We start from the raw sequence: 14442 nt of genomic DNA, 5'->3' as shown, positions 1-14442 counted from the left end.
TTATTTATCTCGTAAGTTTCTTCCAGTCAACGTAAGGAATACTGTTTCTAAGTTCGGGGCCTGCTCCTCTAACGAACGAATTTCAATGTCATGATTAATGAAATGCTGAATAATTTTATTTAAATTATTTACTCCTGCATCCGAGTTTACCTTGATTACGTTCTCTTCAATTTGAACAGCTTTCACACCGTTTATCTCTTTTAACTTTTCTACATCTAAATTTTCTACTGATTTTACTTCAATCCAAATGTCTTTCGTATCGGTAATAATCGCTTTTAACTGTTCTTTCGTTCCTTCTGCAATCACTTTACCGTGATCTACAATTGCTATTTTCGTACAAATCTCTTCTACTTCTTCCATGTAGTGGCTCGTGTAAATAATAGTACTCCCCATTTCATTTAATTTCCGAACAGACTGAAGGATATAGTTTCTTGACTGCGGATCAATTCCAACTGTCGGCTCATCCATAATAATTAACTTCGGTCTATGAGCAATCGCACAAGCAATATTCAGTCTTCGTTTCATCCCGCCAGAAAAGTTTTTCGGGTAACTTTTATGCTTATCACTAAGCCCTACAAATTGAAGTGCTTCCTCTACTCTCGCTTTTAGCTCAGCTCCTCTTAACCCATACAGTCCAGCAAAGAATTTCACATTTTCATAGGCAGTTAACTCTTCATAAATCGCAATATCTTGTGGAACGATACCGATATTCATCTTCGCAAACCGATTATGTTTCTTTATATTTTTTCCTAATATGCTAATTTCGCCTTCATTACTTCTTAACAACCCGGCAATCATATTTATCGTTGTACTCTTACCAGCACCATTTGACCCTAAAAAGCCAAATATTTCTCCTTCTTTAATAGATAAAGACATATTATCTACCGCGATGAAATCACCAAATTTTTTCGTTAAATTTTTTATTTCTAATGTATTCATCATTTCACCCCTATTTCGATTTCTCTGCTTTTAGTATAAACAAAAAAAATGAACCTGCTCAGTGCAGAAGTTCACTCTTTTCACATGAGAATATTCACTTTTTTCATATGAGATGATTCATCCTCATCACAATTTCTTATATCGGCAACAGCATCGTTACTGAAAAACCACTTCTTCCGTCTACAATAATTTTTCCGTTTACTGATGCTGTTCGCTCCTCCATTCCCATAATCCCGAGACCTTTCTTAACGAGAGCTGCACCTTTTCCGTTATCCTTCACTTGTACTTTCACCATCTTGTTAAGTACATGAATATCGATTGAAATGACTGTCGCATCAGCATATTTCATCGCGTTCGTTAGTGCCTCCGTAACATTTTCACCGATAATCTTCCACTGAATTGGAGAAATCATATCTAAATTCCCTTTATATACGAAAGGAATATTTATATCATGTTTACCGGCAAATTCCTCTATGAATAATTTCATACGATGAATACCAATTTGCTCAGTTGGCGGCTTCATATTTTTTAATGTAACCCGAATACTTTCAATTCCATCTTTCGATATATGAATTGCATTTTGTAATAACTCGGCAGATTTTTCTTTATCTATCCCCATTAATCTCTTTGCTGCTTCCATTTGAATTAGCGCCCCTGTCATCGAGTGACCAATTTTATCATGGATTTCTTGTGACAACCGATTTCTCTCTTCTAACTTAAATGTGTACTCCGATTGCTTTATGTACTCTTTATTTTCATTTAAGCTTTTCGTCAGCCGCTGCATATCTTTGCGCATCTTATCATTTTGTGATTCCAGCTTTAATACACGAGCGATATAACGATCTGCCATAGTTAATACGATAAAAGAAAATGCAACAATTAATCCATATGTCATTCGAATACTTTCTTCTGTAAAGATAATAGGAATCATCATAATGATAAAGAGCTGCCATTTCTTCTCTATATAATGAAATGTAATTTCATATAAGTTCAATGGTAAAAATAAAATAAAAAATGGATGAACCTTCCATGTAAATAACATAACTATGCCCATTGAAACACTAGATAATATGTTTTTGTACGTATCTTTTTTAAATATAGAGATCAGCACATTTACAGAAAGATATAAAAGCAAAGTAAGTATAATCCATGGTAAGTTCGCGACATTTAAATAAATGTAGCTAAACACAATATATATAAAGACAATTAATTTACTTACAATTAACCAAAATTCCATATCTTTAATCTACTTTCCCTGTTAAATAATAAATCGCAATTTGTGTACGATGTTCAAGTCCAGTTTTCCCTAAAACTGATGTAATATAATTAGCAATCGTTCCTTCTGATATGAAAAGCTGCTTTGAAATTTCTTTATTTGAGAACCCTTTCGCAATTAATGCGATAATACTAAGCTCTCTTTCAGTAAAAAGACTCTTATCTATTTTACATTCTTCCTCTTTACTTTCCATTAAATTAGACTTAATTTTATCAAGAACGACATCTTGCATAACAGTTTGACCGTTATACACTCCTTTTATTGCATCACGAATACGCTCCGGATCATTATTTTTTAACAAATAACCTTTCGCTCCGTTTTTCACTGCGTCCAAAATATATTCATCATCATCAAATGTCGTTAAAATGAGGGGCTTCGTTTTTGTCTCTTCACAAATTATTTTCGTCGCCTCTACCCCGTTCATGTTTGGCATACGAACATCTAAAAGTGCAATATCTACTTCATGCTTTTTACAATACGCTACAGCCTCTTTTCCATCATTTACAGTATCTAATACTTCAAACTCTTCGTATGTATTTAGAATAATTTTCATGCCTTCTCTAATAAAAGAATTATCATCTGCTATTAATATTTTAATTTTCATGTTTGTTAGTATGGACCTTCCCCTACTAATATTCACATCCTTTCTTCACGTAACATTTCCTACTTGCTCATTATATACTTCTCTTTACCATTTTTTCACACCTTTTTTCGTATAGCTTCCTTCCTAAAAATATATTATTCTTTTTTTACAACATGTGTAGGGTGACCGATCATTTCTTACGTCTATATAATAGAATGCGTCAAAAAGGAGGGAGAGACCCATTGAGGAAAAACAATTAATTGAAAAAGCACAGCAAGGAAGCGAACACGCTTTTCGTATCCTTGTGCAAACATATCGTCATTATATTTTTCAAGTTATCTTTTCTATTTTAAGACATGAAGAAGATACAAAAGATGTTACACAAGAAGTATTCGTAAAAATTCACGCCTCTCTCCCTAATTATCAATTTCGCGGATTAAAAACGTGGATGGCTCGTATTGCCACCAATCACGCTATTGATTATAAAAGGAAGAAAGCTAGAGAAAACGAAGAACTCCCCTTATGTAAAGAAACTGAGGAAAATATAAAATCCTCTCATAATGTTGAGGCTTTATTATTGACGAAAGAGCAAAAATTACTCATTGCTCAAAAACTGAGAGAACTTCCCGGAAATTACCGTGACGTCGTTCTCGCACATTACTTAGAAGAAAAAAGCTATCAAGAAATTGCTTTACAGGAAAACATCGAAGTGAAAACAGTCGAAATGAAACTGTACCGGGCAAGAAAATGGATTAAAAAACATTGGAAGGAGGAAGAGTTTCTATGATGCATTATTCAAAAGAGGATTGGCGCAATTATACTTTAGATTTTATAGTAAGCAATGAACGTGAATCTATGGAAGAACACCTTTATGAATGTGATCATTGTTTAGCACTTTATATGGAAAGTATCGATGAACAACATGAAAACCTTCCAATGATAAATGATGATTCATTTACGAACGAAGTTATGACGCAAATTAATTTTGAAACGCTACAACCTAATGAAAATATAAAAACAAACTCACTAAAGCGCACGATTATTCACTACATAATTGCAACCGCGGCTACAATTATTTTTATGGTAAGTGGTTTATTCCAATATATTTTCACAGCGACATCAAATTTCGAGAAATCTTCAAAACATAACGAGTCTTCTATCTCGCAACAAATTGTAAACAAATCGGTAGACACATCAAAAAAGGACGGAGGTTCAAAGCATGAATAAAAACCCTTTTTTAGCACTTGTATTAGGACTCATTCCTGGGCTTGGACATTTATATTTAAAGAAGTTTGGACGGTTTATTTTATATAGCGGAGGGGCTGTATTACTATTTTCTTTTGCAGTTTTTTGCGTAGTAGAATTAGGAGAGCGCACCATTGTCTTTCTCCCTCTATTTTTACTAGCTGTTCTATGGATAATTAACTTACTAGATTTAGTTATCACCATTATAAATCAAACGAAAAAACAAGAAGCTGGAGAATTGATAAATTCCTCTAAAGAGAGCGAACGATTTTATATCATTCTCCTATCCATCATCCCTGGACTTGGTCATTTCCAATTAGGGCTTATGCAACGTGGGCTTACATTTTTAGTAGCTTGCACAGGGATCGGAAGTATGATTATTTTCGTTGCACTTTTAACATCACAAGAAAGTTTCCTTATCTTCCTTATAACATTACCTGTTTTATGGATTTACAATTTCTTCGATGTTGTTCAGCAACTCCAGAAAAAAGAACGCGGCGAGCAACTAAATGACCGTACTATTTTCGAAGAATTTGAAGAGCACCGTGAACAAGGAAAGAAAAATAAAACATTCGCTTCCATTTTAGCGATGTTCCCCGGGGCAGGACATATGTATTTAGGCTTACAGCGCCGTGGTCTTCAGCTTATGGCAGCCTTTTTACTATCTATTTATTTGCTCGACTTATTAAGACTTTCTGCGTTTTTATTTTTAGTACCAATCATTTGGTTCTATAGCTTTTTTGATGCGTTACAGCAAACTGCAAAATACGGAAAAGAACGTGTTAATGACGAACCTATCATAGATTATTTTATCAATCATCAAAGATGGATCGGTATTGGGTTAATTACACTCGGTGGTTACTATTTATTAGATCAAACAGTCCTTCCTATTTTGAATGACTATTTTGCAACTATATTTAACATTCATCTTAGCGAACTATATTATCGCTATTTCCAAACATCTATCGTTGCTCTCCTTTTAATTGGTGGCGGCTTTAAATTGTTACTTGGAAACAAAGAAAACAAAGGTGGTACAAACGAATGAGAACATGGCGCGTTGGAACATTCTCAATGGGGCTTTCCATTATTACATTAGGTTGTTTCTTACTATTTTCAGTTGTAAAAGGTACTGAGGTATTAGATTCCTTAACAGCATGGTGGCCTGTTTTACTTATTATACTTGGCGTGGAAATTTTACTATACCTTCTATTTTCTAAGAAGGAACAATCCTTTATTAAATATGATATTTTTAGTATTTTCTTTATCGGCGTTTTAGGAAGCGTTGGAATTGCTTTTTACTGTTTATTATCAACTGGATTGCTAGAAGAAGTTCGTCATTCTATTAACACAACTAGGCAAACGAGTAATATTCCAGACGGACAACTTGATATACCTGAATCTATCAAAAAAATCGTAGTGGATGCAGGCCATCATCCTCTAACAATAGAGGGAAATAATACAAATCAAATTCACCTTCTTGGAACATATGAAATGACAACAAAAGCTAATGAAAAACTCAATTTAAAACAAGAAGATTTCCTTTCCGTTCAAACAGCTGGGGAAACGATGTATGTAACATTAAAATCATTACCCGTTCAACATAAATTCTTTAACTCAACACCACAAGTGACACGGACACTTGTACTTCCGCAAAATAAAAATGTAGAAGTTCGTGCTTCAAATAACGAACTATCCCTTTATCCAGGTCAATTACAAAACAATTGGTTTGTACAAGAAAGCTCAAGAGTGTCTGTCCATCTTGAAAAAGAGAGTGATGTGTCTTTAACAGCAGTAACAAATCAAAAAAACACACATGGAAACACACCTTGGGAACAAGTAGAAGATGTAACGAAAAAAGAAGATAATACTTCAGAAGAAAATCCAGAATTCAACGAGCAAGAACATTGGTATAAAAGTTCGATTAAAACAGGAAATGGGACTTACAAGTTAAATATTGAAAGAGCTTATAATATAAACATGAGTATTATTGAAAAATAAAAAACCTTCCACAATTGTGGAAGGTTTTTCTCATATAATTGCTTTAATTCCTTCTAACACTAATCCAATCATAAATCCGCAAACAGCCCCGTTTACTCGGATCCACTGTAAATCTTTACCTACATTATTTTCAATCATTTCAATTAACGTTTTATCATCTAACTTATCAAGATTTTCTTGTACAAGTTTTCCGATTTTCGAATGATTCTTTTCAACAAGTGTCACAACTTGTTTTTGTAACCAACCTTCTATTTTTTGAACAGTCTGTTCGTCTTCTTTTATTTTATTCATTTGTGTTTGTAAAAATGGAATAACATATTTATCCGTAAATTCTTCATTTTTCACAAAAGTAATTGCCCTTTGTTGCACTTGATCCAGCATCTCTTTAATTTTGTCAGTAGCATTCCAATTGGCAATCCATTTTTCTTTCCATTTTTCTAATTCTTGTAGTAACGCTTCATTTTCTTTTACATTTATAATTTCTTGGCGAATTTTCGCTAATATAAGTTGTCTTGTGCTATTATCTGCATCTTGTAAGCTGTTAATATTACTAATAATAAACTTCTGCAAAATGCCGCCAATTTTATCTTCATCTACAATATTCATAAACGATTTCAAAGTAAACTGTAAGAATCCATCTACTTTTATGTTTTCCATCGCCTTCATACCTAAGCTTCCGAGCTGGTAACGTGCTTCATCTTGCGCTGTCCAATCTTTCACTTTTACTAATATGTAATCCAGTGTCTTTTCATCATATTCTTGCACAACTAATTGATCAACAAGCACCTGTAAAATGTTACTTGTATTAATTGTATGCAAATACATTTTTAATTCTTTTTCAATAATAACAGCTAATTTTTCTGTATCTATTGAAACAATCGCTTTCTCAGCAATCGTTACAATCCCCTTTTTCACAGCGTCAGACTGCATTTCTCTCTCAGCAATTTGCAACACCATTTGTGCTAGCTGCATGTCTTTTACTTTATTCGTAATACTTTCTTTCGTCAGCCATTCATTTTCTAACGTATGAATGAGCCCTTTCGTTACTCGTTTTCGATTTTTAGGTAATAACGCTGTATGAGGAATTGGAATTCCCATCGGATGACGGAATAAAGCTGTAACTGCGAACCAATCCGCAAGTCCACCAACTAATCCAGCTTCAAATCCCCCTTGAATAATCTCCCCTGCTACCGTTCCTTGAAAAGGGATAGAAGCAGCAAAGCCTACTCCCATAACCCCAAGCGAAATACCCGCTATATATTTAGTCTGTAATGACATCGTATACACATCCTCTTATTATGTAAAATAAAGCTATTTTGTTATGTTTATTTCATATTCGTTCTTTATATCTATACTATAATGAACTAATGCGAAAATAACAAAGAATTTATAATAATACATTTGTTATATAAATAAAAAATGAGGCTACAACTAGCCTCATTTTTGTTTTAACATTAATGCCTCACCTGTTTTATAATAGCCATTCATTACATCTTCCGGAACCATACTACCGCCAGTTCCCCACACAATATGAATACCTTTCTTCACCTTCGCCATTAACTGTTGCTTTTGTAAATACTCATCTTCTGTACATACTTTCACTGGACCTATCATTCCCGCTAGCGCAGAGGGCTCTAAATAAATATTTTCCGTATCAGCTAGTTCTTTTAACAATCTATATAACTCTTCATCACTTACTGTGTAATTTCCACTCAAAAATGGCTCCATCGTTTTACCGACAAATCCAGACGGTCTTCCTACCGCTAGTCCGTCCGCGTCTGTTACATTATCAATCCCTATATCTTGAACGGCAATTTTATCATGAAGTCCTGTCATTAAACCGAGTAACATACATGGAGAGTGCGTAGGCTCCGCAAAGAAACAGTGTACGTTGTCTTTATACAATAACTTTAAACCAAATGCGACTCCGCCAGGTCCGCCCCCTACTCCGCACGGAAGGTAAACGAATAAAGGGTGCTCTTCATCTACTACAATCTCTAACTCTTCTAATTGCTTTTGTAAACGTGATGCTGCTACTGCGTATCCTAAAAATAAATCATGTGAGTTTTCATCATCTACAAAATAACAGCTAGGATCTGCATCTGCTTGCTGACGCCCCTCTTCTACTGCTTTACTATAATCAGCTTCATATTCAATAACGTTTACACCTTTACTTCTTAATAAATTTTTTTTCCATTCTTTTGCGTCCGCTGACATATGAACAGTTACGTTAAAACCTAGTTTCGCACTCATAATCCCAATGCTTAGCCCTAAATTACCTGTAGAACCTACCGCAATTGAGTATTTTGCAAAAAACTCTCTACAAGTATCACTGTCTAAAATGGAATAATTATCTTCTTCTGTTAACATCCCATGCTGCAAAGCTAATTGTTCAGCATGTTTCAGCACTTCATAAATCCCGCCCCTAGCTTTAATTGATCCTGATATTGGAAGCTGACTATCACACTTTAATAGCAATTCTCCTAATATAGGTTGCCCGTAATTTTTCTCTAAAGACCTTTTCATAGAAGGTATCTTCACTAAAGGTGATTCTATAATACCGCCTGTTTCTTTCGTTTCTGGAAAAACTTTCGCAATATATGGTGCAAAACGCTTTAATCTCTCTTCCGCATCTTTTACATTCTCTTCATTCAGTGGCGAATCTATTATTGCCATTTCATACTTTTCCATGTTCGGATTCATCCAAAACACTTCTTCTGTTGCGATTAATTTATTTATTAGTGGATATTGCTCTTTTAATTTCTCTATTTCCTTCATTTCTCTTCCTCCTCATAACCTTGTAGCTTACGATTCAATAAATTATAATTAAATTAATTTTAATATAGTTTAACATAAATTATTCACTTTAGTTAATTTTAATTTAATTTATTTAAATATAATTTAATAATTAGTAAGGAGATTTTCATTATGGAAAATATAGATATTGGTAAAAAGATTGAAAAACAAAGAAAAGAAAAAGGTTTAACGAGTAAAGAACTAGCAACGATGGCAGGTATAACACCATCTATGTTAAGTCAAATTGAGCGTGGGTCTGCTAACCCTTCTATTCAAACATTAAAAGTACTCGCTAAAGCTCTTGATGTTCCAACATTTAGCTTTTTACTGGAAGATACAAATACAGACGATTTAATTGTACGTTCTCATAAACGAAAAAAAATGATTATCGATAATTTATCATATGAATTGCTTTCACCTGATTTCACAGGAAATTTAGCAACAGCAATTATGACTGTTCCACCGAATACAGCTTCATCAGAAAATGTACTAGAACATAAAGGTGAAGAGTTAGCATACGTATTAGACGGGAAAATTACATTACATTTAAATGAAGAAGAATACATGTTAGAAACGGGTGATAGCGTAAAAATACCTGCTTATTTAAAACATAAATGGGTAAATCAATTCGAGAAAAATGCCATTGTTTTATTTTCTGTTACTCCGCCGATTTTTTAATGCAAAATAAAAAGATAGCCACGCATGGACACACTCCATACGTGGCTATCTTTTTATTTTTTCGGCACGAACAAAATCCCTAAACTAATAAAAAAGAAGCTCATTATTTGCTGTGCTGATAAACCAAATAAAACCGAATTTTGTTCACTAATAAGCGAAATAATAATATGAGCAAATCCCTCAACTATTAGAAAAACACTTATGTTCTTTCCATTTCCAAGTCTTTCATTTTTCATCCATAACAAGCCGATTATACAAAGGGCGAGGATGATCTCGTATGCGAAAATAGGGTGATATAAAAATTTAGATTCATATATTTTCACACCCCAAGGCAATGTCGTTTGTACACCTATTTTGTGGTTGAATAGAAAATAAAAAATAATACTCATACATAGTCCATAAGGCAATGTATCAAGTAAAATACGAAGCGAGAATTGCTCCTTTTTACTTCTCCAAACAATGTATAGACTCGCAATTATGCATCCTACTACAATGTGTTGCATACTACCTACAGCTAATAACGCTTGCAATGGCGACCTAATAGCCCATACTGGATTTAATATTGCCGGTGCAAATTTCCATACAAATACGACAATAAGAAAAGCATTTGTTACTGCATCCATCGTTTTTTCATATGGTACACTTTCGTTCTTCATCTTTCGTTTCATCAACATAAATCCAAATAAACTTCCAATTATAAGAGATACGGGTTGTAACTTCACGATCCACTCCATCACTATGAAATCCTCTCTTTAACTCTCAATTAATTTCTTAAATTTCTCTTCTAATTGATCTGGAGGTAATACGCCTCGTACTTGCTCTACGATAATTCCATCTTTATTAACAAAAAATGTCGTTGGTAACGAAAATACTTTATAATCTAATCCAGCTACTCCGTCCATATCTAGTAAAACAGGAAACTTAAATCCGTGACGATCTGCAAATGCACTCGCTTCTTGTACTGGATCTCCAATTGTCGCATTTACCGCAAAAATTTCAACATCCTTTTTATATTTATCATACATACGAACTAAGTCAGGTGCCTCCATTTCACATGGGCCACACCATGATGCCCAAAAATTAATAAGGTACGGTTTTCCTTTTGCATCATTTAACGAATGCAGCTTTCCGTCTAATCCTTTTAATGTTATGTTTGGTGCTTTAAATCCTACTTGTGGTAATACTTCTGTTTCTTGTAACTCCGCTTGTTTTGCTTTTCTTTCTTTTTCTTCTTTCTTTGTATTATAAAAGTTAACTCCGGCCCAAATTAATGCCCCGGCCAGTATAATAGCAATTAGTTTCTTCACTTTTCTTCCTCCTCATTTTTAAAAGCCTGTAAATCCACCGAATAGACGAATAAAGAATGCGGTAATTTTCGTCATTTGATTTGTATACAATAAAACCCCTGTTACAATCATCATTCCACCGCCAATTTTCATCATGACATTGGCATATGTAACAATCCATTTTACCTTCCCAATAAAGAATGCCATCACGAAAAATGGAACTGCAAACCCAAGAGTATACGCTGTAATATAAAGAAGTGCCCCTTCAGGATTCGTCGCACCAAGCATGAGTACAGCTGAAAATATCGGTCCAACACATGGCGTCCAACCCGCTGCATATGTCATACCGACTAAAATCGAGCGAATATATCCAGTCGATTTACTTCTATACTGCACCTTTTTCTCTGCCATAAGCCACTTCGGTTGAAATAAGCCTGTCATAAACAGTCCCATCACAACAATAAAAATCCCACCAATTTGTTGAATCAATTTTTGGTTAGATGAAAATGTTAGTCCAATCCAGCTTACCGATAAACCTAACGCGTAAAATATAACCGAAAATCCGATCATAAAAAATACGGTATGTATAATCGCTGATTTTTGCATCATTCCACGATTTTCTTTTAAGTCTTGAATAGACACACCGGTAATATATGATAAATAAGATGGATATAGCGGTAAAGAACATGGTGATATAAATGACAATAACCCTGCCCCAGCTACAAGCCAAATTGTTAAATCTGCTGCATTCATTTTATTCCCCCTAAAGCACTACAATGAGTAGTGTTAATTCTTAAAAAAAGAGGCTATATGCACTCTCCGACAATAAGTACAACCGACACACAGAATAAACCTAATGTTATATATACCGAATTCGTATGTAACGGAATATTGAGCTTAACAACTTTTTCATTTAACACTTGCTCGATTCGTAAATTTATTGCTGTTTTTGCAAATGAAGCTGTAACACATCGATTATCCATTGTCTTTATTTTAATTAATTTTAATAATGCGCTGCCTAACTGGAATTTAGATTTCATTTTTCGCATCGCATACTCGTCTGCAGCTAACTCCTGATACACATGATAGCGCTGCAATAGCCCTTTTAATATCGGGATGTACATCATTCCTTCTGCTAATAACGTAAAACAAAATAATTTTAACGGATCTCGATTATTTTGATGATATTCTTCATGGAAAATAATCGCATCCATTTCTTCATCTGAAAATGTTTGAAGCATCCCTTCTGACATGACAACTTTCGGACGAAATAACCCAATTGTAAATGCCGCAACTTCCGTGGTCGGCAATATATATATTTGTTTTCCTTTTCGAATGAAAGGGATAAGTACTTTATGTAATTTTTTGCTATAGAAAAATTGTCGCCAAATTCTTTTGCAAACTATGAGTACTGTAAGTAATAGTAATCCAGCAATTATAATACGAATGAGCGATAATTCCTTCATATGCTGTTCTAACTGAAACAAACAAAAATTCGAAAGAAAGAACGCCTTATTTTGAAACAGAAATGGATATGTAACGTAATACACTAACATACTGAAAAAGAGGATACTAACAATCACTGCTAACAATACGATTTTACGCATTTGCCATTTCATTTCATTAATCCTCTTTTTTTAACTGACTCAATTTGTCTTCTAACTTTTTTATTAAAGTCGGATCAGCCTGCTCTAACTCATCTAGCATATGATTTACAACTAAATCTCCAAACTCCCCCATCAATTCCTGTGTCATTTTCTTCGTTTGATTGGATAAGAATTCTTCTTTTGTTTGCACAGCACGATATATGCCACTTCTTTTCACAGTCTGTTTTTCTAAGTGTAATTTCTCTACTAACCTGTTCATAACTGTCATAACAGTGTTGAAATTCACAGGTGATTCTTCACTTAATTTCTGCTGCACTTCTTTAATCGTAATACCTTCGTTAGACCAAACAATCTCCATAATTTTCGCTTCAAGCGGTCCAAAGAAATGATTTAATCCTTGCTCATTTAACTTATAGTTTTGAGTAAACATCGTATAGCTCCTTTCACACTACGAATTGTAGTACAAATTAAATGAAAGGTCAAACGCGAATGAGATACATTAAAATTCACTACCTATAAATACGTACACCATTCCATTCATTATAAGCCTAGCTTCTCTCCAAATGTTTCAAACAGATACTGTTCTAATATTTGTACACTAAACTTCTCATTACGCCCAAGTGCAAATAATTCCCGATCTTTCGCTACGATAGTATCTAACGGAATAACGACATTATCCACTATTTTTGTAATTTCAATGATGTTACTTTTTACATTTACCTCTGTTTTAAATTCAATATTTTCTAATACGATATGCGAGCGTCTTCCTGATGCCAAAAAAGTAAAGTTAGGATTTTTATAAATGCCAATTTCACTCTCTAATGGGTATAAATACTGAAAAATGATATCTCTATGTCCATCTTTTATTATTTTTTCATCCTTCTCATCATCTAGGTATTCTTTCACCTTTGCTGTAAATTCAAATCGAAAATCCACTTTTTTCACGCTCCCTCTTTGTATTTTTATATTAAATAAATATATTGAAATAATTTTACCATATTGTAATACAACTTCCCATTAAAAGTAAAAACTCACTTGTAAAATTCCTATTATTTCCGATTCTTTTTTAAAGTATAAATACTAATTCAATATGAATTAATGCTTCGTTATATCTATTTAAACATATTTTTTCCATATTTTGAAACAATAGAAAAAATCGTTATATGCCAATAAATTATTTTTAATTCATTTCTCTATGTAGCCAATGTCTTTTTACTATTTCGATATACTTAAACTATATTTTCTACTTATTCATTACATCACAGAAGGAATGTAACTCTCTTCTATCGAATTTTTATATAACAAAAATGATTAGGTGGTGCTTTACTATGAAATTAGCTGTCATTGGCGGTGGTGACTTACAAGATTCAAATCACCTGCCTATTAATGAACGACTTATAGAATTAACAAATAAACAGTATCCAAAAGTATTATTCATTCCTACAGCTAGTCATGATGATGAAAGCTATATAAAATTATTTGTAGACACATTCGAAAAACAATTACACTGCGAAGTACAAATTTTACGTACTATAGCTGATACACCTTCTAAATATGAAATAGACGAAATGATTCAATCAGCCGATTTAATTTATCTTGGCGGCGGGAACTATATTCACATGCTTACACAATGGAAAGAACATAAACTCGATGAAAAATTACTATTGGCTCTGCAGCAAGGAACGCTCATTGCAGGGTGTAGCGCCGGTGCTATGTGTTGGTTCACATCTAGTATCCGATCAGATTATGAAGGTTCTGGTTATATAGAGTGTAACGGTTGGGGGATTGTGAACAAAAGATTTTGTCCACATTATAATCAATTAAATAGAATGAACGCCTTCCATTCCTTTTTACAAAATCATCAAGGTAATATAGAAGGAATTGCACTAGAGGATAATTGCGCTCTATATATTACAGAAGAATCTTTTGAAATTATCGGTGAACCTGAAAAAGCGTGGGAGTTTTATATGAGTGATAACAAACTCATTAGACAACATTTTGATATTACTTTAAAAAGCTATTTATAAAGATACC

17 protein-coding genes are annotated in these 14442 nt (G+C 33.6%); 6 read left to right on the top strand and 11 right to left on the bottom strand.

Annotation, left to right across the window (positions count from 1 at the left end):
• The 3 genes from QCI41_RS27355 to QCI41_RS27345 all read right to left on the bottom strand — a co-directional run bounded on the left by QCI41_RS27355 (position 1) and on the right by QCI41_RS27345 (position 2819).
• A complete protein-coding gene (locus QCI41_RS27355; protein ID WP_064449823.1) occupies positions 1-939 on the bottom strand; it encodes an ABC transporter ATP-binding protein in 939 nt (312 codons plus the stop codon).
• A gap of 136 nt (positions 940-1075) precedes the next feature.
• Positions 1076-2176 (bottom strand): sensor histidine kinase, encoded by a 1101-nt coding sequence (locus QCI41_RS27350; protein ID WP_353836191.1) that lies wholly within the window; start codon positions 2174-2176, stop codon positions 1076-1078.
• Positions 2177-2180: 4 nt separating this feature from the next.
• Positions 2181-2819 (bottom strand): response regulator transcription factor, encoded by a 639-nt coding sequence (locus tag QCI41_RS27345; RefSeq protein ID WP_046959036.1) that lies wholly within the window; start codon positions 2817-2819, stop codon positions 2181-2183.
• A gap of 283 nt (positions 2820-3102) precedes the next feature.
• Between QCI41_RS27345 and QCI41_RS27340 the strand changes: the two genes are divergently transcribed.
• From QCI41_RS27340 to exsE, 4 genes are read left to right on the top strand one after another with little or no spacing between them, the layout of a single operon-like run.
• Positions 3103-3585, top strand: coding sequence for an RNA polymerase sigma factor (locus QCI41_RS27340; protein ID WP_353836192.1), 483 nt, complete (start codon positions 3103-3105; stop codon positions 3583-3585).
• Entirely contained in the window at positions 3582-4025 is a 444-nt protein-coding gene (locus tag QCI41_RS27335; RefSeq protein WP_353836193.1) for a hypothetical protein, read from the top strand. Before QCI41_RS27340 ends, QCI41_RS27335 begins: the two co-directional genes overlap by 4 nt.
• A complete protein-coding gene (locus QCI41_RS27330; RefSeq protein ID WP_353836194.1) occupies positions 4018-5088 on the top strand; it encodes a hypothetical protein in 1071 nt (356 codons plus the stop codon). Before QCI41_RS27335 ends, QCI41_RS27330 begins: the two co-directional genes overlap by 8 nt.
• The gene (exsE, locus tag QCI41_RS27325) at positions 5085-6041 is read left to right on the top strand and encodes an exosporium protein ExsE (protein ID WP_353836195.1); all 957 of its coding nucleotides are present in this window, start codon (positions 5085-5087) and stop codon (positions 6039-6041) included. Before QCI41_RS27330 ends, exsE begins: the two co-directional genes overlap by 4 nt.
• 30 nt (positions 6042-6071) lie before the next feature.
• Here the strand turns inward: exsE and QCI41_RS27320 are convergent, their stop codons facing one another.
• Together QCI41_RS27320 and QCI41_RS27315 are read right to left on the bottom strand one after the other, a co-directional pair.
• The gene (locus tag QCI41_RS27320) at positions 6072-7319 is read right to left on the bottom strand and encodes a DUF445 domain-containing protein (protein WP_353836196.1); all 1248 of its coding nucleotides are present in this window, start codon (positions 7317-7319) and stop codon (positions 6072-6074) included.
• Positions 7320-7478: 159 nt separating this feature from the next.
• Positions 7479-8819, bottom strand: coding sequence for a D-serine ammonia-lyase (locus QCI41_RS27315; RefSeq protein ID WP_353836197.1), 1341 nt, complete (start codon positions 8817-8819; stop codon positions 7479-7481).
• A gap of 150 nt (positions 8820-8969) precedes the next feature.
• On the opposite strand from QCI41_RS27315, the gene QCI41_RS27310 reads away from it, so the two are divergent.
• On the top strand, positions 8970-9515 hold the full coding sequence (locus tag QCI41_RS27310) for a helix-turn-helix domain-containing protein (RefSeq protein ID WP_353836198.1): 546 nt from the start codon (positions 8970-8972) through the stop codon (positions 9513-9515).
• A 53-nt stretch (positions 9516-9568) separates the two neighbouring features.
• On the opposite strand, the gene QCI41_RS27305 is transcribed toward QCI41_RS27310, so the two are convergent.
• The 6 genes from QCI41_RS27305 to QCI41_RS27280 form a co-directional block, all read right to left on the bottom strand.
• Positions 9569-10249, bottom strand: a complete 681-nt coding sequence (locus QCI41_RS27305) for a prolipoprotein diacylglyceryl transferase family protein (protein ID WP_353838793.1) — start codon at positions 10247-10249, stop codon at positions 9569-9571.
• 18 nt (positions 10250-10267) lie between these two features.
• Positions 10268-10822 (bottom strand): TlpA family protein disulfide reductase, encoded by a 555-nt coding sequence (locus QCI41_RS27300; protein ID WP_000733168.1) that lies wholly within the window; start codon positions 10820-10822, stop codon positions 10268-10270.
• A gap of 18 nt (positions 10823-10840) precedes the next feature.
• The gene (gene ccdA / locus QCI41_RS27295; RefSeq protein ID WP_353836199.1) at positions 10841-11554 is read right to left on the bottom strand and encodes a cytochrome c-type biogenesis protein CcdA; all 714 of its coding nucleotides are present in this window, start codon (positions 11552-11554) and stop codon (positions 10841-10843) included.
• A 53-nt stretch (positions 11555-11607) separates the two neighbouring features.
• Positions 11608-12420, bottom strand: a complete 813-nt coding sequence (locus tag QCI41_RS27290) for a M56 family metallopeptidase (RefSeq protein WP_353836200.1) — start codon at positions 12418-12420, stop codon at positions 11608-11610.
• A 4-nt stretch (positions 12421-12424) separates the two neighbouring features.
• Positions 12425-12838, bottom strand: coding sequence for a BlaI/MecI/CopY family transcriptional regulator (locus QCI41_RS27285; protein WP_283885116.1), 414 nt, complete (start codon positions 12836-12838; stop codon positions 12425-12427).
• Positions 12839-12948: 110 nt separating this feature from the next.
• Complete coding sequence (locus QCI41_RS27280; protein WP_353836201.1) at positions 12949-13344, bottom strand: DUF3942 family protein; 396 nt, start codon at positions 13342-13344, stop codon at positions 12949-12951.
• Between the two features lie 392 nt (positions 13345-13736).
• Between QCI41_RS27280 and QCI41_RS27275 the strand changes: the two genes are divergently transcribed.
• Positions 13737-14435, top strand: coding sequence for a peptidase E (locus tag QCI41_RS27275; protein ID WP_353836202.1), 699 nt, complete (start codon positions 13737-13739; stop codon positions 14433-14435).
• Positions 14436-14442: the final 7 nt, after the last annotated feature.

This window comes from Bacillus cereus group sp. MG4 (assembly GCF_040460055.1).
GTDB lineage: Bacteria > Bacillota > Bacilli > Bacillales > Bacillaceae_G > Bacillus_A > Bacillus_A wiedmannii.
The sequence above is the reverse complement of the archived record's forward strand: the minus strand, read 5'-3'. Positions and strand labels throughout refer to the sequence as shown.